This window comes from Exiguobacterium sp. RIT594, assembly GCF_003339585.1.
In the GTDB taxonomy this organism is placed as follows: Bacteria; Bacillota; Bacilli; order Exiguobacteriales; family Exiguobacteriaceae; genus Exiguobacterium_A.
The window spans coordinates 1,167,725-1,188,457 of the sequence record NZ_QPKF01000001.1; the positions used below are offsets into that span (position 1 = coordinate 1,167,725).

General features: G+C 48.9%; 25 protein-coding genes. 4 read left to right on the plus strand and 21 right to left on the minus strand.

The window, feature by feature from the left end:
* Window positions 1-73: 73 nt before the first annotated feature.
* The 3 genes from DVG79_RS05960 to DVG79_RS16165 form a co-directional block, all read right to left on the minus strand.
* A complete protein-coding gene (locus DVG79_RS05960; protein WP_114595894.1) occupies window positions 74-586 on the minus strand; it encodes an NUDIX hydrolase in 513 nt (170 codons plus the stop codon).
* The gene (locus DVG79_RS05965) at window positions 583-1,668 is read right to left on the minus strand and encodes a flavin monoamine oxidase family protein (protein ID WP_158537526.1); all 1,086 of its coding nucleotides are present in this window, start codon (window positions 1,666-1,668) and stop codon (window positions 583-585) included. Before DVG79_RS05965 ends, DVG79_RS05960 begins: the two co-directional genes overlap by 4 nt.
* A gap of 98 nt (window positions 1,669-1,766) precedes the next feature.
* The gene (locus tag DVG79_RS16165; protein WP_012370320.1) at window positions 1,767-1,943 is read right to left on the minus strand and encodes a hypothetical protein; all 177 of its coding nucleotides are present in this window, start codon (window positions 1,941-1,943) and stop codon (window positions 1,767-1,769) included.
* A 217-nt stretch (window positions 1,944-2,160) separates the two neighbouring features.
* On the opposite strand from DVG79_RS16165, the gene DVG79_RS05970 reads away from it, so the two are divergent.
* The gene (locus DVG79_RS05970; RefSeq protein WP_114595896.1) at window positions 2,161-2,370 is read left to right on the plus strand and encodes a helix-turn-helix transcriptional regulator; all 210 of its coding nucleotides are present in this window, start codon (window positions 2,161-2,163) and stop codon (window positions 2,368-2,370) included.
* A complete protein-coding gene (locus DVG79_RS05975; protein ID WP_114595897.1) occupies window positions 2,367-2,843 on the plus strand; it encodes a hypothetical protein in 477 nt (158 codons plus the stop codon). Before DVG79_RS05970 ends, DVG79_RS05975 begins: the two co-directional genes overlap by 4 nt.
* A gap of 4 nt (window positions 2,844-2,847) precedes the next feature.
* On the opposite strand, the gene DVG79_RS05980 is transcribed toward DVG79_RS05975, so the two are convergent.
* From DVG79_RS05980 to DVG79_RS06035, 12 genes are all read right to left on the minus strand, one after another.
* Window positions 2,848-3,267 carry a GNAT family N-acetyltransferase gene (locus DVG79_RS05980; RefSeq protein ID WP_114595898.1) on the minus strand — a complete coding sequence of 140 codons (420 nt, stop codon included), beginning with the start codon at window positions 3,265-3,267 and terminating at the stop codon, window positions 2,848-2,850.
* Between the two features lie 90 nt (window positions 3,268-3,357).
* Window positions 3,358-3,861 (minus strand): YusW family protein, encoded by a 504-nt coding sequence (locus DVG79_RS05985; RefSeq protein ID WP_114595899.1) that lies wholly within the window; start codon window positions 3,859-3,861, stop codon window positions 3,358-3,360.
* 89 nt (window positions 3,862-3,950) lie between these two features.
* Window positions 3,951-4,370: a universal stress protein gene (locus DVG79_RS05990; protein WP_114595900.1), complete on the minus strand. Its 420-nt coding sequence runs from the start codon at window positions 4,368-4,370 to the stop codon at window positions 3,951-3,953.
* A gap of 18 nt (window positions 4,371-4,388) precedes the next feature.
* A complete protein-coding gene (locus tag DVG79_RS05995) occupies window positions 4,389-5,852 on the minus strand; it encodes a SulP family inorganic anion transporter (protein WP_114595901.1) in 1,464 nt (487 codons plus the stop codon).
* 198 nt (window positions 5,853-6,050) lie between these two features.
* Complete coding sequence (locus DVG79_RS06000) at window positions 6,051-7,712, minus strand: FAD-dependent oxidoreductase (protein WP_114595902.1); 1,662 nt, start codon at window positions 7,710-7,712, stop codon at window positions 6,051-6,053.
* A 19-nt stretch (window positions 7,713-7,731) separates the two neighbouring features.
* The gene (locus DVG79_RS06005; RefSeq protein WP_114595903.1) at window positions 7,732-9,036 is read right to left on the minus strand and encodes an arsenic transporter; all 1,305 of its coding nucleotides are present in this window, start codon (window positions 9,034-9,036) and stop codon (window positions 7,732-7,734) included.
* A 73-nt stretch (window positions 9,037-9,109) separates the two neighbouring features.
* Complete coding sequence (locus DVG79_RS06010) at window positions 9,110-9,424, minus strand: ArsR/SmtB family transcription factor (protein WP_114595904.1); 315 nt, start codon at window positions 9,422-9,424, stop codon at window positions 9,110-9,112.
* A gap of 85 nt (window positions 9,425-9,509) precedes the next feature.
* Window positions 9,510-9,794 carry a hypothetical protein gene (locus tag DVG79_RS06015; RefSeq protein ID WP_114595905.1) on the minus strand — a complete coding sequence of 95 codons (285 nt, stop codon included), beginning with the start codon at window positions 9,792-9,794 and terminating at the stop codon, window positions 9,510-9,512.
* A 13-nt stretch (window positions 9,795-9,807) separates the two neighbouring features.
* The gene (locus tag DVG79_RS06020) at window positions 9,808-10,245 is read right to left on the minus strand and encodes a VOC family protein (RefSeq protein ID WP_114595906.1); all 438 of its coding nucleotides are present in this window, start codon (window positions 10,243-10,245) and stop codon (window positions 9,808-9,810) included.
* Window positions 10,242-10,817 (minus strand): GNAT family N-acetyltransferase, encoded by a 576-nt coding sequence (locus DVG79_RS06025; protein ID WP_114595907.1) that lies wholly within the window; start codon window positions 10,815-10,817, stop codon window positions 10,242-10,244. Before DVG79_RS06025 ends, DVG79_RS06020 begins: the two co-directional genes overlap by 4 nt.
* 67 nt (window positions 10,818-10,884) lie before the next feature.
* Window positions 10,885-11,310 carry a hypothetical protein gene (locus DVG79_RS06030; RefSeq protein ID WP_114595908.1) on the minus strand — a complete coding sequence of 142 codons (426 nt, stop codon included), beginning with the start codon at window positions 11,308-11,310 and terminating at the stop codon, window positions 10,885-10,887.
* Window positions 11,311-11,533: 223 nt separating this feature from the next.
* Window positions 11,534-12,529 (minus strand): LysR family transcriptional regulator, encoded by a 996-nt coding sequence (locus tag DVG79_RS06035; protein WP_114595909.1) that lies wholly within the window; start codon window positions 12,527-12,529, stop codon window positions 11,534-11,536.
* A gap of 20 nt (window positions 12,530-12,549) precedes the next feature.
* Between DVG79_RS06035 and DVG79_RS06040 the strand changes: the two genes are divergently transcribed.
* Entirely contained in the window at window positions 12,550-13,740 is a 1,191-nt protein-coding gene (locus DVG79_RS06040; RefSeq protein ID WP_114595910.1) for an MFS transporter, read from the plus strand.
* Between the two features lie 90 nt (window positions 13,741-13,830).
* Here the strand turns inward: DVG79_RS06040 and DVG79_RS06045 are convergent, their stop codons facing one another.
* A complete protein-coding gene (locus DVG79_RS06045; protein WP_114595911.1) occupies window positions 13,831-15,537 on the minus strand; it encodes a methyl-accepting chemotaxis protein in 1,707 nt (568 codons plus the stop codon).
* A gap of 161 nt (window positions 15,538-15,698) precedes the next feature.
* Between DVG79_RS06045 and DVG79_RS06050 the strand changes: the two genes are divergently transcribed.
* Window positions 15,699-16,751, plus strand: coding sequence for a C45 family autoproteolytic acyltransferase/hydrolase (locus DVG79_RS06050; protein WP_114595912.1), 1,053 nt, complete (start codon window positions 15,699-15,701; stop codon window positions 16,749-16,751).
* Between the two features lie 50 nt (window positions 16,752-16,801).
* On the opposite strand, the gene DVG79_RS06055 is transcribed toward DVG79_RS06050, so the two are convergent.
* From DVG79_RS06055 to DVG79_RS06075, 5 genes are read right to left on the minus strand one after another with little or no spacing between them, the layout of a single operon-like run.
* Window positions 16,802-17,275 carry a GNAT family N-acetyltransferase gene (locus DVG79_RS06055; protein WP_114595913.1) on the minus strand — a complete coding sequence of 158 codons (474 nt, stop codon included), beginning with the start codon at window positions 17,273-17,275 and terminating at the stop codon, window positions 16,802-16,804.
* 25 nt (window positions 17,276-17,300) lie between these two features.
* On the minus strand, window positions 17,301-17,885 hold the full coding sequence (locus DVG79_RS06060) for a GNAT family N-acetyltransferase (RefSeq protein ID WP_114595914.1): 585 nt from the start codon (window positions 17,883-17,885) through the stop codon (window positions 17,301-17,303).
* A 51-nt stretch (window positions 17,886-17,936) separates the two neighbouring features.
* Window positions 17,937-18,689 (minus strand): VLRF1 family aeRF1-type release factor, encoded by a 753-nt coding sequence (locus DVG79_RS06065; RefSeq protein ID WP_114595915.1) that lies wholly within the window; start codon window positions 18,687-18,689, stop codon window positions 17,937-17,939.
* Between the two features lie 13 nt (window positions 18,690-18,702).
* Entirely contained in the window at window positions 18,703-19,872 is a 1,170-nt protein-coding gene (locus DVG79_RS06070; protein ID WP_114595916.1) for a hypothetical protein, read from the minus strand.
* Window positions 19,873-19,887: 15 nt separating this feature from the next.
* Complete coding sequence (locus DVG79_RS06075; RefSeq protein ID WP_114595917.1) at window positions 19,888-20,727, minus strand: YitT family protein; 840 nt, start codon at window positions 20,725-20,727, stop codon at window positions 19,888-19,890.
* Window positions 20,728-20,733 lie beyond the last annotated feature (6 nt).

Here is a 20,733-nt window from a genome sequence, read left to right on the forward strand (position 1 = left end):
AGAAGTCATTCCCGGCCCTGTGTCCTTCAAGACCGACGCCATGACCGAATACAATCAACGTTCCATCAAAATCTCACATGCCGGTACATCGTACCGCCTCCTGTCGCACAATCCAGTCCTCTATCCGGGTCAGTTTGTCCGTTTCCGGATTTGCTAAGTAATCAAAAGCTTTTAAGACAAGCGGTGACGCGTTTGACGCATCGACGTCTGCCCGGCTGACCCAGGAAGAACCGGTCGAATCCTGCCCGTCAAACGTCTTTGGTACAGACCGTTCCCCCTCTGCTTCCAACACACGGAAAAACACGGCGATATGATGCAGATGCGATGCCCGGTGCCAATCGGACTGGAGGAAAAATTCAAACGTTCCAAGCAACTGTTTAAAACGGACCGTCAAACCGGTCTCCTCCTGGAATTCACGGTCCAGTGCATCCGGCAACGTCTCGAAATCTTCCAGACTCCCGCCCGGCAGATCGTACCGGTACGTGTACGGTCCGCCCTGCTTATGAATGACGAGCAGTTTTCCTTCATTATAATAGATGCCGTATGTACCGAATGCCCGGTGAAACGTCGGTTCGTTTGTATTCATGATTCATCCTCCCCCATATACGCAGTTAACCACCGCTCGACCGATTGCAACGCCCCTTCCAAATGTCCGCCGAACGCCGGATCACTTTCCGTTCCAAGTAGCGTGACCTTGTCCTGCAACACACCTTCCAGTCGAATCGGTCGATAGGCCGGAAACTCGGTTAACGGTTCAGCATCTGCTTTCGTTGCCGTCTCCGGTTCATTTGCCCAGTCCTGATACAAAACGGCAATCGGATGACCGGCTTCCTCTCCGAATAAACGGGTCAACTGTTCGACGACCTGCCGCTTTACTGCCGTTTCTCCAAGCGTTGCACGCTCTGTTGCCGTCAGGCGGAAAAATCCAAATACGGCTCCGGGACCGGTCGGAGGTGACGCATCATGGATTTCCTGCAGCACACCGGACCAACTGATGGCGAAACCGGATCGACCTGCCTGCCGCCAAAACGGTGTATCGTACACGACAACCACCTTCGCTTGCCCGGCCATCCAGGTCGGTGTTGTACTCAGTTGACGGTGCACGGATTCCGGTAAAGCTGGATGCCAATTGATATGTGAACTGATTCGTGGCGGGAGTGTCACGATGACGTGATCAAACGTTTGCCGGAATCGACTCCCCATCTGCTCCATCGTCAGTTCGACCTGCTCGGTGGCCTCAATCGCCGTCACACGGTGCGCCAGTTGAATCGTTCCTGGATTCAGCCGTTCCGCCAGCGCCTCCGTCACACTGCCCATTCCTTTTAGCAGTCTGTGTGACAAGACCGTTTGTCCGTCCGGTAACCGGTGTTGTTCGACTTGCCCCGGTGACCGTTCAAGCATCATCGTCCCTTCTGTCGCCTGGACAAGGACCGGCAGTTGCAGACGCTCAATCAGCGTCGTCATCAACCGTTCTGTTTCCGGCCAATACCAGGTCGGTCCGAGATCAAACGCATAGGACTGATCTTTAAGCGTCAACGTTTTTGTCAGAACCCGGCCGCCGATCCGGTCACGTGCCTCAAAAATCGTGACCTCATATCCCCTTTCCTGCAGACGCCAAGCGGTGTACAAACCGGTCAGACCGGCACCGACGACAGCGATTCGTAGCATGTTCATCCCTTCTTTCTCATGTTTCTTTCTAGTGTACCGAATATTTTTTGGAACGCACAGAAAAACAGAGCGTCATCCGACACTCTGTTCGTTGTTGCTTAGGATGATTGCATATGTTGCCAGTCGTCTTCATCAAAGATCGACTGGACCCATTCGGTGGAAACATATAATGATTTGGCGATGGCTTCGTCGGATTTCCCGAGTTTACGCAGCAAATGGACGATTCGAATCCTTCGCTCGAGTTCACGCTCGTCAGGTAACAATTCCGGCATCATATCGGCGCCTCCTTTCTCTCTTTAAGCCAACCGTCATCGTTTTGTCTAAGTTACCCGTTTATCGGTTGAATATTCCGATAATTCAAGAGGTTCGATGATTTTTGATAAAGAGTCTCAAAAAAATAACAGTCTCATCACACTGAAATGTAAAATAAACTTTACAAAATGTAAAACAAACTATACAATTTAAGTACTAACTAATGAAGGAGAAACTGTGATGAAGCTGACGAACCGGGTTAAATCGTTGCGGAGTAGCAACGGATGGACGCAGGAACAATTTGCTCAGATGATTGGTGTCACACGCCAGACAGTCATCTCGCTTGAAAAAGGCAGCTATACTCCGTCCTTGTTACTGGCGATGCAGATTGCACGAGTGCTCGAGCGTCCTGTCGAATCGATTTTTTACTTGGAGGAGGAATCGGAATGAAACGTGTCATCATTCAGTCGTGTTTAAACATTTGTATGTATTTTTTGGCAGCTGTTTTCATTAGTTCTATTCACGATCAACTAAATGTTTTTCAAAATGATCCGGTCAAAGGAACCGGCTTCAATCTGACACTGGACCTTTCCATTATTCTTCCTGTCATACTGGTCGCAATTGGTCTTTCGGTCACCGGCTACTGGATGCGAACAGATAAGAAGAGTTCTTTTTCCAAGTGGTCGTCGTCGACTACAGAGTTTTCTGATCAAGATGAACGGGAAGAAGTGATCACAGGAAAGGCAACACGCGCCGCCTATGTGACTTTTTTAATTACTTTACCCGCTCTAATGATTTGCTTTTTATTTGATGTTCCGCTGATGTCGATTTTTCCAAACTTTTCATTTTACGCCATTGCGCTCGTCTTAACAGCAGGAACGCTTTCCTATATGGCGGCCTGGGTCTATCATTACCAACGCTAAACACTCATAAATGCTTTACGAAAAAGTACTGGGTCTGTCCTTCCGCCGGATGATCGGGCAGACGACCGTATTCCTCGAATCCGAGTTTTTCATAAAAGCCCGGTGCCTGAAAGCTGAACGTATCAAGCAAGATCTTACTGCATGATTTTTCTTCGGCAATCGATTCGATTTTTGCCATCAGCTGTTTTCCGGTACCGCCGATTCGGTTTTCCGGGTCGACCCACAAAAAGTGCACCTGCAGATGATTCCACACATAACTTGCCGTAACACCGCCGAGGAGTTGCTCGTCTTCATCCCATGCCAAAAAGCAATATGATTCCGTTTCCGTAAAGAGCGTTGCCGGAACGTGTTGTCGGTTATAAGCAATCAGTTGCTCCCGGATCCATTGCCCATCTTCCGTCGTACCGCTTGTGATTTCCATCATTCAAAACCCCCGATTGAAATATTTTACAATACGTTCTCATCATATCATGGAGAGAAAAGAAAAAGAGGCGCCGCTTGGCACCTCTTTTTTTTACTTCTTAAATTCTTTTTCTGTACCATCGGCAAACTCGATCTCGATTTCAAGACGGGTCGCGTCATTGATGCCAAAGACTTTCTCGACTTGAGCAATCGCGTCATCATTTGACGTATCGGCATCAAGGTTCAGTTCGTCGAGCTTGGCATCCAGCGTCTTCATCGCTTCATTGCCTCGCGCCTGCTCACCGTTCATCTTGTAATCGGCTTCCGTCCCGTCGTTATCCCGGTCATAACTAATGTCGACGGCGTCCATCATGTCCGAAGTATCTGCCTCGACTGACAGACTGACGAATCCGTAATCTTTGTCGGCATTGTCCGTCACCGTATCTTGATCTTGTGTACCTGACGTATCGTCGTTCATCGTGCTGTCATCCGTCATCGAATTATCATTTGTCGTTGTCGTTTCCTCGAATTTTTCCGTTTCCTGATTGTCCGAATTGCCGCATCCTGCTGCAAATAAGGCAAGACCGAGAACCGGGACCAAATATGTCTTCTTCATTAGAATGACCCCCTCTTTTTTTTGACTATCCCCTGGGTCAAGACACATAAATCGTTGTAATGTGCGATTTCAAAAAAAAGATTCACTCGTCACTTCACAATCAAAACCGGACATTTGACGCGTTTGGCAATCTTGTGACTGACACTGCCGAGCATCATCTCCTGCAGACTGTTTAGCCCCCGGCTGCCGATGATCGTTAAGTCGACCTGTTTTTGATTAGCGTGTTCCACAATCGTCGGACCCGGTTCACCGCGAAGAATCGTCACGTAATAGGAGACATCAGCTGCTTCCAACTTTTCTTCGACCGGGGCGAGTTTTTTCCGCCGCGCAACCTCGATTCCGGCCGCTCCCTCTGCATGCAGGACATCGTCTTTAGCTTTTGAAAAATCGGCGACAAAGACGACTTCAATTTTACTTTGCGAACTGAGCGTCGCTATTTTAATCGCTTCTTCCGTTGCCCGGATCGAGTGTTCCGAACCGTCGACGGCTAATAGGATATGTGGATACATTTTGTTCACTCCCTTATTTTAATGGGTAGAAATCTTCGGCGTTGGATCCTGATGAATCGCCAAACGATCGATTAACTTTTTACTCTCCGGATTTAATCCAATCATCTCGACATTGTTCTGATTCGCCAGTAAGCGGAGCATCACCTTGTCAATCGCTCCGACGGCGGAATCATCCCAGATTTGGGTCGATCCGAAATCAATCAGAATATCCTGCTTGTTCATTTCATAATCAAACGAAGCGATGAAATGATCGACGGAAGCAAAGAACAGTGGACCTTTGACCGTATAAACGGTTTTCCCCGCCTCGAGTCGTTGTTTGACGTTGATTTTTGAAACTTTTGCGACAAAAAACAAGGCGCTTAAGATGACACCGGCGATGACACCAATCGAAAGATCGTGTGTCGCGACGACAATGATGACTGTCGCAAGCATGACGAACGCATCCGCTTTTGGGGCTTTGCGGAGATACGTGAACGACGACCAGTCAAACGTGCCGATCGAAACCATGATCATGATTCCGACGAGAACCGGCATCGGAATCTGAACGACTAAGTTTCCGAGGACGATGATCAAAAACATCAGGAACAGTCCAGCGATAAGTGTCGACAGACGACCGCGGCCACCCGACTTGACGTTAATGACCGATTGACCAATCATCGCACAACCTGCCATCCCCCCGAAAAATCCGGTGATGAAGTTGGCAATCCCCTGCCCCCGGGCTTCCTTGTCTTTTTCACTTTCCGTGCCGGTCATGTCGTCGACGATCGTTGCCGTCAATAAAGACTCAAGCAAGCCAACGATGGCAAGCGCCAATGAATACGGGAAAATAATTTGAAGCGTCTCGAAATTGAACGGGACGTTCGGCAAGAAAAACGACGGTAACGACCGTTGAATCGCCCCGAGATCCCCGACCGTCCGCAAATCAACGTTCAAGTAGATCGCGGCAATTGTCAGTACGATGATTGCGATCAGTGGAGCGGGAATCGCCTTGAAAAAGCGGGGTAACAGATAAACGATCGCAAGCGTAATCGCGACGAACACATACGTCATCGTTGAAATCCCGATAAAATGCGGCACTTGGGCCATAAAAATCAGGATGGCGAGTGCGTTGACGAAACCAATCATGACGGCACGCGGAATGAATTTCATGACCTTCGCAATCTTAAAGACACCGAATAAAATTTGAATGATTCCGGTTAAAATCGTTGCAGCGAGCAGATAATCAAGCCCGTGCTCCTTGACGAGCGGGACCATTAAAAGCGCCATCGCACCGGTTGCTGCTGAAATCATCCCCGGCCGTCCGCCGACAAAAGCGATGATGACAGCGATACAAAACGAGGCATACAATCCGACCATCGGATCGACACCAGCGATAATTGAAAAGGCTATCGCTTCCGGAATTAACGCAAGCGCAACGACAATCCCGGCTAAGATATCTCCTCTGACATTTGAGAACCATTGTTCCCGTACACTCATTTTCATTTGTTTCTTCCACCTTTCTGTTGAGAACTGTTCTTTTCTCAACATCCTGTCCTGTTTTGAATACCCACAGTCTAGCACCATTAGTTTCAAAAAGGAACACTTTTGGTCTGATTTATTTTGAAACGATCAATCTGACCATACTAAAAAGGAGTTCATCCGAATCGATGAACTCCTAGTCGAGTGCCTTATTGATTTGCGTCAGTCTGCCAAACATTTCTTGCAGTGTTGGTAGTTTTTATTACCGCCGGATAAATTACAGACATTCGTAAAGCCAAGATTCTTCAGTACGTTTTGCGCGGCATTCCCGGTCACGCCCTTGTTGCAATAGACAATCGTCGGCAACGTCGGATCAAGCTCTTTCGCGCGTGTCCGAAGTTCACCAAGCGGGATGTGAATCGCGCCGTCGACGTGATTCTTCTCGAACTGGGCTTTCGATCGGGTATCGATGATTTGGAACGACTTGCCGCCGGCGACCTGTTCGATTAATTCATTTGGCGTCATCAGACGGGCTGTTTTTTTAATCGCATTGTCGAGTGCCATTCCGGTATAAAGGACTGGATCCTTGGTCGTCGCAAACGGCGGTGCATAGGCGAGATCGAGATGGAACAGATCCTCTGCCTTTGCTTTGAACGTAATCGCCGTCGCGAGGACATCAATCCGCTTGTCGACCCCTTGCGGACCAACGATTTGTGCGCCGAGGACCCGTCCTGTTGCCCGGTCGGCGATCGCTTTGATGACCATCTCTTTTCCACCCATATATTCCGGACGATCCGGTTTGATGTTGTGGAGGACTTCGATGTCATAACCCGCGTCCCGCGCTTCTTTTTCCGTCAAACCGGTCTGTGCGACCGTCAGATCAAACGCTTTGAAGATGCCGGTTCCAAGAATACCGCGGTGTTCCGCTTCTTCCCCGGTGATGACCATCCCGGCAATCCGGCCCATCTTGTTGGCGGTCGAGCCGAGCGGACGGTAAATCGCTTCTCCGGTAATGACGGAGAAACTTTCCGCGACGTCGCCGACAGCATACACATTGGTCAGATTCGTCTGCATCTTCCGGTTAACGGCAATCGCACCTGTCTGCCCGATTTCAACGCCGATCTGCTTCGCGAGTTCAGTATTCGGTTTAACACCGACTGATAGAATGACGAGATCTGTTGCAATCGACTTGCCGCTCTCAAGGGCGATGTCCGTGACCCGTTCCGTCCCGTTTAATGCCGTCACCGATTCACCAAGCATCAACTCGACACCTTTATCTTTTAAATGATCAGCAACCCGTTCTGCCATATCACGGTCAAGCGGCGGCATAACTTGCGGCAGGCGTTCGACAAGCGTCACCTGAATCCCGCGGTATGTCAGTTGCTCGGCCATCTCAAGACCGATGAAACCGCCACCGACGATCGTTGCCATTTTTGGATCATGCTGTTCGATGTACGAGCGGATCGCATCGGCATTACGGACATTACGGACTGTAAAAACGTTGTCGTGATCAACACCCTGTAAGGGCGTCATGATGCTTGACGCACCGGTCGCAAGCACCAGTGTATCGTACGTATCCGTAAACTTGTCACCAGTCGTCAGATTAATGATGGTTGCTGTTTTCGTTGCGTGATCAATCGATTCGACTTCGTGTCGTGTGTGGATGTCGATGTTATAACGTTTTTTGAAGAATGCCGCATCACGCGGTGTCAATTCGTCAATGTCGGCAATTTCGCCGCCAACGAAGTATGGAATCCCACAACCGGAATAGGAGATGTCCTGATCACGGTCATAGATCGTAATCTGTAAATCTTCACTGTTCCGACGTGCTTTTGCACCGACCGATGTCCCGGCGGCAACTGAACCAATGATCAACAATTTCATGTAAGTGTCCTCCTGAAAATTAATAAAGCAACAAACTGATGTACAATCCGAGCAACGTAATCGCAAGCGTTGGAATCGTCAGAATCGTACCGATTTTAAAGTATTGTCCCCAGCCGATCTTGACACCTTTTGAGCGCAAAACGTGCAACCAGAGTAAGGTCGCCAGACTGCCGATTGGTGTAATTTTCGGACCTAGATCAGATCCGATGACGTTGGCATAAATCAAGGCTTCCCGGATGATTCCGGTTGTTTGACTGAGATCGATCGCCAGCGCATCAATCATCACGGTCGGCATATTGTTCATGATCGATGACAGAATGGCGGCGAGGAAGCCCATCCCGAACGTCGCAGCGGCCAGATTCGTTGCAAAACCGTCAATGACATCTGCGAGAACTTGTGTCAATCCGGCATTTTGTAGACCGTAAACAACAATATACATTCCGAGTGAGAAGAAGACGATTGCCCACGGGGCACCGGCGATGACTTTTTTCGTCGGTACGCTTGGTGAACGACGTGCCATCAACAGGAAGAACAAGGCGATGACACCGGCAACCAGACTGACCGGAATCCCGATCAAGTCACTTGTGAAATAGCCGATGACAAGCAACACAAGTACCAGCCACGATAACTTGAACATCCGCTGATCCTTGATTGCCGTGCTCGGCGCGACGAGTTGCGTCACATCATAGGTCTTCGGAATACTTTTGCGGAAATACAAATACAACACAAGCAGACTGCCGATGACGGAAAAGACGTTGACGAATACCATCCGTGCAGCATACTCCGTAAAGCCGATGTCAAAGAAGTCGGCCGAGACGATATTGACGAGGTTTGAGACGACGAACGGCAGACTCGCCGTGTCGGCAATGAAGCCGGAAGCAAAGACATACGCCAAGACGACATAGTCCGGTAATTTTAAGTAGCGGACGATTGCGAGGACGATCGGCGTCAAAATCAACGCTGCACCGTCATTCGCAAACAAGGCCGCCACAATGGCACCAAGCAGTGTCAGATACACAAACAGTTTGACACCGCCGCCTTTTGCAATCCGTGCCATATGAAGCGCGGCCCATTCGAAGAAGCCGATTTCATCTAAAATCAATGAGATGATGATCAAGGCGATGAAGGTAAACGTCGCGTTCCAGATGATACCCCAGACAGTCGAGACATCATCCAGGTTCACAACGCCGGTCAGTAAGGCAATCAATGCCATCCCCATGGCGGAGTAGCCGATGCCGAGACCTTTTGGTTGTTTGATGATTAAGAATAACGTGATCAGAAAAATTCCGATCGCAAGTAGATGTGTGCCGGTCAATGCGTTCACTTCATTTCTCTGTTAATTTTTCTTTTTCTGTACATAACTAATCTGTTATGTTCGAAATCGCTTTATTTCTGATTTAACACGGTTTCCGTTGAACATCCGGTAAAGGAGTTGTCGTTAAGATGGTCAGCAGCAACGCATACCGGGGATGATCCGGATTGAGACGAAAATACGTCCACTGCCGTTCACGACGTTCCAAAATCAAATGCGCCTGCCGTAACAATTTCAAATGCCGGCTCACGGCCGGTTGTGAAATCGCAAACAGTTCAACAAAATCACAGACACAATGTTCCCGAACTGCCAAACGACGCAGGATTTCAAGACGTGTTCCGTCACTAAGCAATTTCAGGAACTGACTCATCTCATCGACCGGTGTCACGGTTAGAGTCATGGGAAGGCCTCCTTTTTTTAGAGTAAACAATAAGAAAATCGTCAGTCGACAGTTGCAGACGGACGATTTATATACAACCACTTTATTATATAACCTTTTTGTTATGCAATTCTTTTTTTGGCTGGCGTCTGACAAAACGCGGATACAGTTGATTGACTGTCAAAAAGTAGACAAAAAAGACGGTGAAGTAAAACTTGATGAATTTGTTCATTTCCGTTGTACTCAGCCAGATTGATTCATCGTACATCAACCGTCCCGATGCCGTGATGACGACGGGATGCGTCGCAAGCGTCAGACCGATCAGGACGAATAAGCAAACACCAAGATCATTGAGCCAGACTTGGGTGCTGCCTTTTGAATTACGAAACATTCCAATCCCTCCTTTATTTTGGAATCGTTTCAGCCAGTTCCAGTAAGATCCCCTCCGGTCCCCGAACATAACAAAGGCGGTATGTTTTTCCAAACTGTTCGACCGGATGAACGGCTGTATATCCCTGCTGTTCTATAAGCCGGATCATTTCGTCAAGCGACTCGACGTTGAGGCAAAGATGGCGAAGACCCCTTGAGTAGACTTCGTTAGATGACGGATGAGAATCAACCGGTGACTGATAGTGAACGAGTTCAAGCCAGGTCTCTCCATTCGGAATACCAAGTGCGACACACGTTGTTTTCGCTTCATGCAGGCCCGTCACCCGGTCGAGTTGCGGCCCGGACGCCTCCCATTCACCTTTGACGACGAATCCCAGGCTGACGAAAAAGCGTGTCACCTCTGCCAGGTCCAAGACGTTGATGCTGATATGATCCATCCGGTTGATCTTCATACCGTTTTCACCTGTTTCCGTTGATGCCGGCTTGCTTGATAGTCCGGCTTTAACAAAGAGAAAATCCGTCCGTCATGCGATGTTCCGCCTTGGAACAGGTAACCGCGTAAAATCCCTTCTTCTTCAAACCCGATTCGCGTCAACAGTTGGATCGAGGCTGTGTTTTCAAGGAACGTCACTGCTCCCATCCGGTACAAACCGAGTGTCTCGTACGCGTATGCCAAGACCGCTTCAATCGCTTCTGCTACATAACCGCGCCGCCAGTGTGCCGGATCAAGTTCAAAGCCGATTTCCGCCTTTTTACTGTACAGGCTAAGATGATTCAGTCCGATGGTGCCGATGAACGTTCCGCTGTCACGGGTGACCATCCCCCAGCGGATGCCTTGCCGGCTGTCGAATGTCTGTTTGAACGATTCGATGATATGTAGAGCATGCTCTTGTTCACGAAGCGGATCCATTCCGTAAAAACGGGTGACGTCCTCGTTCGACAGAATGTGGAAGAGGGCAGGCGCGTGTTCAGGTGTGACTTCAATCAGTTGCAGCCGTGCGGTTTTTAGTATTGGAAAAGGCATAGGGAATTCCTCCAGTATTTAAATTTGTAAGCTATGTACTGATACTTAACTGTTTAACACTTGTATTCTAATTATGCTTTAAGTGCTTGAATTCATGCGTGTCGTTTTTATTGTGAAATCCACTCAATTCCACACGTCCTTTGGGATTGATCTTATACTCATACGCAGCATCCGGTTCGTTTTGAAAGACGACCGTGATGACGTAAGGATTGATATGCTGGTATCCTTCTTTTTGAAAGGGGACGGTCGAGATCGTCCACTTTTCATCCGGAAATTCCTTTGCGAGATACGGTTTGACGGCTGCCACGTTTTCCTGAATCTGCACTTTGATGTCTTCCTCATCCGGCTGATTCATTAAAAAACTGCCGAACAACAGACACAACACGCCCGCCGCTGTAAACGCCACCGTGCGCTGTTTTCCTGTTTTCCATAAGCCGATTAATACAACCGGAATCACAATTAGACTAAAAACGACATACTTGATCCATTCCAAGAATTCCATCTCCTTTGTACGGGATTAGGTGTTTGTATCCGTCTTTCCTGTATGGCACCGTCGTCAACGTGGATCCATGTTACGTTCTCCGCTTCTGTACTACTCTTTTGTTTATTACGGTTTCCCCCTCAAAATTCCTGCTTTTTCCATCAAAAAACAGGTATCCGTTTTGGATACCTGTTTTGAACGAATGGATGACTTTTTTGAAAGTATCAGAGCTGTATCATGTTTCCGGTATGTTTGGATGAAAGAGCATGAGCGCTGTTTGAATAAAAGCATCCGTCGCCTTTGAAGTATCTTTTTTGTTCCGCACGGCCAATTGGATATTACGAAATGTCTTCGGTGTGAGCTCACGCATGACAACCTGATCGGGTAACGTTCCGACGCTTTGTTTCGTCGTGATGGTGACCCCTAATCCTTCCTGAACCATACTGATTCCCGTCTCGAGCTGTTCCATTTCAAATCTGACTTTCGGAATCAGATCATGTTCTTCGAATAGACTGTAGATGTGCTTTTCGACACCATCCTTGCCCATCAAGATGGATTGCTCTTTTAAATCAAGGATACTGACAGTTTGTTGAACAGCCAATGGATGATTTTCCGGCAAAAGGACAATCAGTTGATCCACTGCAAGGGCAATCGTATCGAATTCTTGATCCGTCGAAGTGATGATCCCCACATCCACACATTCTGTCCGTAGCCATTTTTTAATCTGATCGATTGTGCCTTCCCACAGCTTAATCTCCAGTCCCGGATACTGTTCCTCCATCGTCCGAATGATCTTAGGCAGAAACCGTGTATAAGCGGTCCGGTAGACACCTACATGAACCGTTCCGATTTCTAATCCGCGTTCAGCCGCTACCAATTCATCTACCTTATGAAACTCACTCATGATTTTTCGAAGAATCACTAGGACCTGTTCGCCGACTTCCGTAAAAAACAATCCGTTTTTCTTATCTCTTTTAATCAGCTTGGTTCCTAGCTGCGCTTCAACCGAAGCGACAGTCCGACTGACCGCGGGTTGTGTCATGTGCACGTGTTCTCCTGCTTTGGTAAAGCTTCCTGTCTCGGCAATTTGAATGATGAGTTCGATTTGTGACCTGTTCATAACGTTTTTGGTATGCCCCCTATGATGAATATGCATTTTATTAATAAGTATAGCTACTGTACTATGAGTGAGTATTTCAAGCAAACAGAGATTTGTAAATACAGAATTCATAAACCGAGGTGTCGAGTATCATGTCAAACATATGGAAAATTTATTTATTAGCGGCAATCAGCTTTTTGAATGGCACATCTGAATATGTCATTGCCGGTATTTTAGACAAAATCGCGGATACGAGTCATATTTCCGTTTCTTCCGCCGGACAACTCATTACCGTCTTTTCGATTGCTTTCGGAGCAGGAACCCCTTTCCTGATCGCGATGACGGCACGATGGGAACGAAAGAAACTGCTCGTCTATGCGTTGACAATCTTCTCTATCGTTAATGTGGGGATTGCCTTCTTATCAGGATACGATATGCTGATGGGCGCACGAATCCTTTCCGCCCTTTGCGCAGGAGTCATTCAAGTGACGCTATTGACACTCGCGGCCGTCTTGGCAGCCCCCGGAAAACAAGGGGGTGCGATTGCCACGGTCGTCATGGGGAATAGTACAGCTTTAGTCGCCGGCGTTCCGATCGGACGAGTCGTCGCCACCCATTACGAGTGGAATGTCATTTTCGTCGGTCTTGGTCTGATTGGATTACTGCTCACCGGATTGGCACTGGTCATGATTCCGAAAACCCAGGCTGAAGAACCCGTGCCGTTGCGTGAACAATTTAAATTCTTCATGCAACCGCGGATTTCTGCCTATCTGCTCATCACGTTCCTTTGGCTGGGTTCGTATTCCGTCGTATTCACCTATATCTCTCCGTATTTCCTGGATGTCTTTCAGATGAGTAACCAGGGAGTGACGACGGCCCTGTTCCTATTCGGAATCGCAAGTGCCATCGGTTCGAAATTAGGCGGATTCGGAACCGACAAGTGGGGATCGTTCCGTACGCTGGCTGGAAGCATGTTGCTTCATGCACTGGTCTTGTTCCTGTTCCCGTTCATCGGACAATCGGCTTCCCTGTTCTACGTTTTACTTGTTTTTTGGGCACTGGCAGCCTGGTCTTCCGGAACAGCGATCCAATTCCGACTGATTACGCTTGCGCCTTCAGCCGCTAGTATTGTGTTAAGTCTGCATAGCGCGTTCGGACAAATCGGGATGGCAGCAGGTGCCGGGATTGGCGGGATTGCTGTCAAAAACAGCTTGTTGCATTATTTGCCATGGATTGGTGCTTTTGCGCTCGCCGTTTCAGTCGTCGTCATTCTCGTCGACAACAAGCTGTCGAAGTCGGGAGAGACGCGGCAATCAGCAGAACCATTCTATGCAGAGAAGTGAGTTTGACTCTTCTTTTAAAAAACAAACGGTCTGAATTCTGTCGAAAAGAATTCAGACCGTTTGTTTTTTAGTCAGATGAACAGATACGACTTAGACATGAAAACGACTCGATAATCGTTTCAAATCTTCTGCCATCGTCGCCAGTGATTGTGACGCCGATGAGATTTCCTGCATCGATGCCATCTGTTCTTCCGTCGAAGCCGAGATGTTTTCCGTTCCGGCGGCCGTACTTTCCGTCACGCCTTGAATCTCGCGCATGACGGCTGCAATCTGTTCGCTGCCGGCCGCCATTTCCTGCACGGCACCGGACACTTCCTCGACTTGTCCGGTCACGTCACTGATCGAACGTTCAATCGCCTGGAATGAAGCACTCGCTTCATCGGCCACTTGAATCCCGTTTGTCATCTGTGCCGTCACCTTTTCCATCGAAACGACGGATTGTTCCGTTTCCTGTCGGATGACTTGGATCAAGCTCTCGATCTGCTTCGCCGCAAGAGCCGATTGCTCGGCAAGCGTCTTGACTTCCGCTGCAACGACGGCAAATCCGCGTCCCTGTTCACCGGCACGCGCCGCTTCAATCGCCGCGTTCAGTGCCAACAGATTCGTCTGCGCGGCAATTCCGGTGATCGAATCGGTAATCTGTCCGATCTCCTGCGACCGGTTTCCGAGACCGACGATAACGTGACCGAGTTCAGTGAAATCGGTGTTGATCCTCTCCATTTGTTGACCGAGCTGGCGGACGACCTGACCGCCATGCGTGACTTTATCCATCGCGTCACCTGTCGCATCTGTCATTTTTTGGGCATTTCCCGCGACCTGACTGACACCGGACGTCAAGTCCTGAACAGTCCGTGATGCACCGGATACCTGGTTCAACTGTTGGCTGGCACCACTCGCGATTTCTTCCATCGTCACGGCGACCATTTCCGTCGCTTTCGTCGTTGCTTCTGCATTGGTACTTAATTCATCCGATGCTGTCGCAACGTGTTTTGACGTGTCCGTCATTTCAATGATGACGTGGTGCAGTTGCTCCGTCATCGTATTGAAAGACGTCGTTAATTGACCGAGTTCGTCTTTTGACACGTAATCACCGCGGACCGTTAAATCACCTTCACCCGACTGCTTCATCCATCCTTGGAGCGAACGAATCGGTTGTGTGATCAGACGTGTAATGTACAGTGCCAGACCAGCAAATAACAGTAACGCGAGCAGAAAAATTCCGAGCATGATATAAAACGCGGTTTGCTTTTCCTGCTGGTTCAACGCATTGATGTCTTTTGACTGTTTCGTCATGGACATCATTAAACTTTTAGCCGTATTCGCGACTTCATCCCGTGTTTTCTCCAAACTCTCTGAATAGACGCGGTACCCTTCTTCTTTACTGTCTTGTGTGACCAAATCCTGAATCGTACTTAAGCCGTTATCGTAAGCGAGGACACTGTCCTTCAAGTTCTCGACTTGTTTTTCTGATTGTTTTGTCGGCACCGCGGTCCGCTCGAATTTGTTGAGGGAAGAACGGATTTGTGCTTGCCGTTGGTCGATTTGCGTACCCAGTTCTTCAGTACGAGCCGGATCTTCCGTCAACATCATCTCGACGAGAAACGAGTCAAGCGCCCGGGTATCAATCCGGATTTGTGCCACTTCCTGAACCGGAATCAAGTTTTCTTCATACATCGCCTGCGAGGCATTCGACATCTGATTTAAAAAATAGAGCCCTGCACCGGCTAATAAAATCATCGCGACAATTGCTGTCGCAATCAACAGTTGAATCTTTTTCCGTACCGATAAATTTTTCATTATGTAAATCCCTCCCACCTGTTTATCGGTCAATTACACAAATGATTCAGTCTTTTCGCATTTTTCGTTTTCCGGATGTGTTGTGTCGAGTCCCTGATTACGACAGCGGGTACCGGATTCGATATAATCAGAATCATACAGAAACCAAAGGAGTGAAGTCTGTGCAGTCTGTCTCGAACGAAATCACACAGTTCCGCGGAACACACTATGACTTCGGCCGCGAACAGGGCCGTTACATCAAACGCAACGAACTGTTGCATAACCGCGAAGACAATTGGAAAATCCGGGTTCCCCGTTTTCAGGTTGATCCGGTCGAAACGAAAGAGATGTTTCTCCGCTATGCCCCGTACATGTGGGACGAGTTACTCGGTTTGCAGGATGAACTCGAATTATCGCTCGCCGATACGCTGCTTCATTTTGGTCACTACCGGGTCGAAGGACCGAAAAGCGGCTGCTCCATCATGACGGGTGATAATTTCCTCGTCCGCAATTATGATTATCATCCGATGACGTACGATGGACGCTTCTCCGCCTTTCAGCCGACGGATGGCGGCTCCGCCATCATCGGACCGGCGTCCCGCGTCACCGGACGAATGGACGGAATGAACGAACATGGTCTTGCGATGGGGTACAACTTCATCAACCGCCGCCGTCCGGGAGACGGCTTCGTCAGTTTCATGATTGGACGGATTATCCTCGAGACATGTACCTCGGTCGAAGATGCGATTTCGCTTGTCAAAGAGATGCCGCACCGGGGATCGTTCAGTTATGTCGTCCACGATCAATCGAACCGCTCATTTGTCATCGAGGCGACGGCACGGGATATCGAAGTCCGCGAGACGAATCTCTGTACGAATCATTTTGATTTGTTGCAACACGAAAACCGGTTCCATCTCGACGATTCAAAACGCCGGATGATGGAACTGAAAACGCACCAGCATTTGATTCAGGACGCAGAATCGGCTTTCCGGCTGTTGAACGATTCCGATAAAGGAGTTTTCTCCGACCTTTACAGTCACTGGGCAGGGACGATTCATACATCGGCCTATTTCCCGTCCGACATGAAAGTCTGGTTCGCTCTCGGCGGCGATCAGGAGCCGGTTGAGTTCGATTTTAAAGACTGGCTTGCCGGTAACGATTTTACGTCAACGCACATTCATGGTGAACTTGAAACCGATATCCAGTTCGCCAATACGCTTCAAACGTGGCGTTGAAAACAGCAAACACCTCTGTCATCCATTTTTCGGATGCACAGAGGTGTTTTTCAGTCGATTGTTTTGGTCATATGTAAATCCGTCTTCAGGAATCCTGTCGTTTCATAGAGGTGAATCGCCCGCGTGTTATGCGCAAAAACGTGTAATTTAATTTTTTTGATATTCATCCTCCGGGCGACCTGTTCGAGCATCTCCATCGCTTGCCGGCCATAGCCTTTTCCTTGATGACCGTCATCGATTTTAAAATCAAAGATAAAGGCCGTCCGTCCGTGCGTTGATTCGCTTAATTGAAACCAGATCATGCCGACGCGTGTCTGTTCGGCGTCGTTCAAAATCGAAAACAGATAATGCTGTTTTGTCTGGATCCCGTCGGGCAACAATTGACCGTACTCAGCTGCCGAACGGTCAACGGCTTCCACTTCTGCCCATGTTCCGGCCTTGACCTTCTCCTCCGCATATTCTTTGATGGCTTCCGGTAGATACGCTGCGTATGCCGTTTCCGACATTTTTTCAAATTTAACCATCGTCCCTCTTCCTTTCTCTTTCCTGTCAGTTTGAACGGTAGCTTACGCGTTGATCAGACAACAAGGTAGTGGACCAGTCCTGTGCAAGCATCGCGTAAACTGCAACATCATGATACACACCGTACAACTTCTCCGCATCACGAAGGATTCCTTCCTGTTGAAAACCTAACCGTTCCGGTATCTTCCGGCTTCGTGTATTGTCGATCGCACATTCGATGACGACCCGGTTCAGTTGTAATGTCGCAAAACAATAGTCTGTGATAAATGCGACGACAGTCGTCATCAATCCTTTGCCGCGCCCGTTCCCGGTCAAATAATACCCGATCGACGTTTGCCGTAACGTCTGATTGATTTCGTGTAAGGCGATCGTCCCGACAAGTTCGCCCTCAAAGTAGATCCCGCAGGCAAAGCCGTTGCCGTTCGCATAGTCCGTCAACCAGGCCGGAATGATTTCGTTCCGGTAGACGTCGGGTCCCGTCGCTCCGTCGACCCAGCCGAGCCATTGGCGCAAGTGGTCCCGGTTCGCGTCAATCAACGCATACAGCGCGTCGGCGTCCTGGCGTTCGATTAATTTCACACTCAATTGATTGGTAATATGGTGCATGAACATCTGTCTTCACTCCTTATGTAACGTCTAAAGCTATACTTTAGACGTTGACGCTCAAAATACCTGCTTGAGAATCTGTTCTTGACTCGATTGCGACAAATTTTTATGAATGACCTGTTTTGGTTTGGTCGTTAAAGCCTGCTCGAGGAAGTTCGCTTGCGACCGTTCGCCGATGACGATGATCTGCTCCCAACCGAGCGATCGGTTTAATTTTTCGACCTCTCCCGATAATTCCCGGTAAAACCGTTCTGCCTGCTGTTCGACCCGATCGCGGAAATCGTCCGTCTGGTTGCTGCTCGAAGCGCCGCTCCGTCCGCTCCGTCCCTGGTACCGACGCCATTGACCGGTATCAAGATCCAGTTCGTACTCGTGCGTCGCGTCCACTTCACCAAGGCGGACGTCGAGCACAGTCGCCGAATCGAGATGCGTCAATACGATCCCGGTCCGCGGGAACTGTTGATCGAGCACTTCGAGTTGATTGAGATTCGGTTTTGAATAATAACTAATTTCATCCGTCACATCGAGCTGTAACAAATACACTTCTTGAAGCGAATCATCACTTGAAACAAAAGCAACGATACTCCGCAGCAACCCTGTCCGCTGATTGTTGATTGCCTGTTCCAGTTTCGTAAAGACGCTTTCGATGGCTTTTTTATCCTCCTGTTCCGTCAAAAGACGTTTCTTCTCATTCCGTAAAATCGTCTCCCACTGATTCCGTTTATCCGGTGCCGTGCTCAGATACACCGACAAGACATGCGTCGCCCCGTCAAATTCCTTTAACCGTTTGATATCTTCTCCAAGTCCCATGATAATGCCCCCTTTAATAAATGAATGACGCTAAAATTCCGGTGATAAAGACGGATGTGATCGTGACCGTCGAGAAGCCGGCAACGACCATCTTCGGTAAAATTTCGTCTTCGATGATCTGGACCTCGTCTTCCGTCTCTCCGATATTTTTAGCTGCTTCCTGACTGAGAATCAATGTACCGGGAAAACCATATAGTGACGTCAAACCGATTGCGATCGCCATCGGGTACGAATAACCGAGGAATTTCCCGGCAAGCATCGCGAACAACACGATCCCGAGTACACCAAGGATGAAGGCGATCAACAGTGGCACAAACAGTTCGACGAGATCCGCAAATGAAGTCGTTGCGAGTGGTCCGAAGATGATTAACAGAATCGCAAGCATCATCAAGCCGTAGGCATCGATTCCGTTTAAGACGTTTGGTTTCAAGACGCCGGTCGCCCGTAAGGCAATCCCGAGCAACAAAGCAATGACAAACGTATTGAGCCAGCCGTTCGTCAAACCGCTCAGGAACGACGAGACGATGACGACGACACCGACGACAAACAACGTTCCGGCCGTCGTTTGGAACGGTTCCGGCAAAATCGTTTGTTTCTCGGATGTTTCGGCCGGATCAAGGGCGGCTTTTTTCGTGATGCTGCCGTCGCGGATCCCGTCACGAATCCGTAACGCTTCCTTACGCAGGATGACCGACGTCAGCGGAAAACCGATCAAGCCTTGTAAGGCGGCAATCAAAACCGGAAAGACGGCGACCGAGATCAATCCGGCATTCAACGCTTGTTCCTGAACGATGATGACGGAAATCGTCCCGCCGCTGACCGCAGCAATCGCGCTGAGAACATAGTTCGTATCGAGGAACAGCCGGCCAATCGTAAAGAGCAACACACTGATTCCGATGACAGCCGAGACTCCAATCAAAAACGTTTTCCACTGCCGTTTAAATTCGTCGAGACTGATGAGCGTTCCGAGATGGACGATGATCATCCCGACGACGGTTTGTCCGAGTGGCAGTAAAGCCGACGTCGGCAGGAGATCTTCCGGGAACAGGTTGGTCTTGAATCCGATCAAGAAGATGATGGAAGCAACAAATAAGGAAGATAATAAGGCCTTTGTTTTTTTCGAGATATAATCACTGACCGTCCAGATGAGCATGATGATCGTAAAGGCAATAATCGGTTGCATACGTGTTCCTCCCTTTTAGACGACCGGTTGGTAGTTAAACCCGAGACCATGAACGTCGGCGACATTGTAGACAATGATGAAGGAACCGCGGTCAATTTGATGGATTGCCCGGATGACAGCGGCATATTCGGAACGTTTCATGACGACCATCAGCATTTTCTTCTGTTCTCCCGAGTAGCCGCCTTCGACGGTGAAGACGGTCATCCCCCGGTCAAGCGACGTCAGCAGGTAATTGCGAATCTCGTCCGCATGCAACTCACTCGTGACGAAGATCGCTTTTTTCCGTTCAAGCCCGATTTCGATATACCCCATCACAAACGTCGTGATGACGATCGAGGCGACCGCAAACAAAAACTCTTCCAGGCCAAAAACGAAAATGTTAAAGACGACAATCGTCGCATCGGTCAAAAAATAGCCGACGGATGTGTTCAGCTTAAAGTATTTGTGGAAAATCAACGGTGGAATCGTCGTCCCACCGCTGGACGCTCCGAACCAGTAAAGCGTCGCAACACCGATTGCAAACAGCACACTGCCAAAGGCGACCGAAAAGAAGCGGTCGGAGACAATCATCGTTTCCGGAATGATTCCCAGTGCAAGTGGCAACATCAAACTGCCGAGAACGGACTTTAAGAAGACTTCTTTGCCTAAAAACACGAAGGCAAACAGTAACATCAACAGATTGAGAACCAGGACGACAATCGAACGGTCAATGCCCAATACTTCTTCGAGCAGAATCCCGATTCCGGTGACGCCGCCCGCTGCGACATGATGTGGTCCTAAAAACAGATTGATGCCGGCAGCGAGGACAAAAATGGCCAGGATAATCAAAACGGTTTCACGGAACAGTTTCATCATCCGGCC

Bases quoted from the DNA above. Each gene is read 5' to 3' on its own strand.
- DVG79_RS05980 (WP_114595898.1), bottom strand. From the start codon at position 3,267: ATGATGGAAATCACAAGCGGTACGACGGAAGATGGGCAATGGATCCGG.
- DVG79_RS05960 (WP_114595894.1), bottom strand. From the start codon at position 586: ATGAATACAAACGAACCGACGTTTCACCGGGCATTCGGTACATACGGC.
- DVG79_RS06045 (WP_114595911.1), bottom strand. From the start codon at position 15,537: ATGAAAAATTTATCGGTACGGAAAAAGATTCAACTGTTGATTGCGACA.
- DVG79_RS06015 (WP_114595905.1), bottom strand. From the start codon at position 9,794: ATGTTTCGTAATTCAAAAGGCAGCACCCAAGTCTGGCTCAATGATCTT.
- DVG79_RS05965 (WP_158537526.1), bottom strand. From the start codon at position 1,668: ATGCTACGAATCGCTGTCGTCGGTGCCGGTCTGACCGGTTTGTACACC.
- DVG79_RS06010 (WP_114595904.1), bottom strand. From the start codon at position 9,424: ATGACTCTAACCGTGACACCGGTCGATGAGATGAGTCAGTTCCTGAAA.
- DVG79_RS06040 (WP_114595910.1), top strand. From the start codon at position 12,550: ATGTCAAACATATGGAAAATTTATTTATTAGCGGCAATCAGCTTTTTG.
- DVG79_RS06055 (WP_114595913.1), bottom strand. From the start codon at position 17,275: ATGGTTAAATTTGAAAAAATGTCGGAAACGGCATACGCAGCGTATCTA.
- DVG79_RS05985 (WP_114595899.1), bottom strand. From the start codon at position 3,861: ATGAAGAAGACATATTTGGTCCCGGTTCTCGGTCTTGCCTTATTTGCA.
- DVG79_RS06025 (WP_114595907.1), bottom strand. From the start codon at position 10,817: ATGCCTTTTCCAATACTAAAAACCGCACGGCTGCAACTGATTGAAGTC.
- DVG79_RS06020 (WP_114595906.1), bottom strand. From the start codon at position 10,245: ATGAAGATCAACCGGATGGATCATATCAGCATCAACGTCTTGGACCTG.
- DVG79_RS05975 (WP_114595897.1), top strand. From the start codon at position 2,367: ATGAAACGTGTCATCATTCAGTCGTGTTTAAACATTTGTATGTATTTT.
- DVG79_RS06070 (WP_114595916.1), bottom strand. From the start codon at position 19,872: ATGCAACCGATTATTGCCTTTACGATCATCATGCTCATCTGGACGGTC.
- DVG79_RS05970 (WP_114595896.1), top strand. From the start codon at position 2,161: ATGAAGCTGACGAACCGGGTTAAATCGTTGCGGAGTAGCAACGGATGG.
- DVG79_RS06060 (WP_114595914.1), bottom strand. From the start codon at position 17,885: ATGTTCATGCACCATATTACCAATCAATTGAGTGTGAAATTAATCGAA.
- DVG79_RS05990 (WP_114595900.1), bottom strand. From the start codon at position 4,370: ATGTATCCACATATCCTATTAGCCGTCGACGGTTCGGAACACTCGATC.
- DVG79_RS05995 (WP_114595901.1), bottom strand. From the start codon at position 5,852: ATGAAAATGAGTGTACGGGAACAATGGTTCTCAAATGTCAGAGGAGAT.
- DVG79_RS06065 (WP_114595915.1), bottom strand. From the start codon at position 18,689: ATGGGACTTGGAGAAGATATCAAACGGTTAAAGGAATTTGACGGGGCG.
- DVG79_RS16165 (WP_012370320.1), bottom strand. From the start codon at position 1,943: ATGATGCCGGAATTGTTACCTGACGAGCGTGAACTCGAGCGAAGGATT.
- DVG79_RS06035 (WP_114595909.1), bottom strand. From the start codon at position 12,529: ATGAATTCTGTATTTACAAATCTCTGTTTGCTTGAAATACTCACTCAT.
- DVG79_RS06000 (WP_114595902.1), bottom strand. From the start codon at position 7,712: ATGAAATTGTTGATCATTGGTTCAGTTGCCGCCGGGACATCGGTCGGT.
- DVG79_RS06075 (WP_114595917.1), bottom strand. From the start codon at position 20,727: ATGATGAAACTGTTCCGTGAAACCGTTTTGATTATCCTGGCCATTTTT.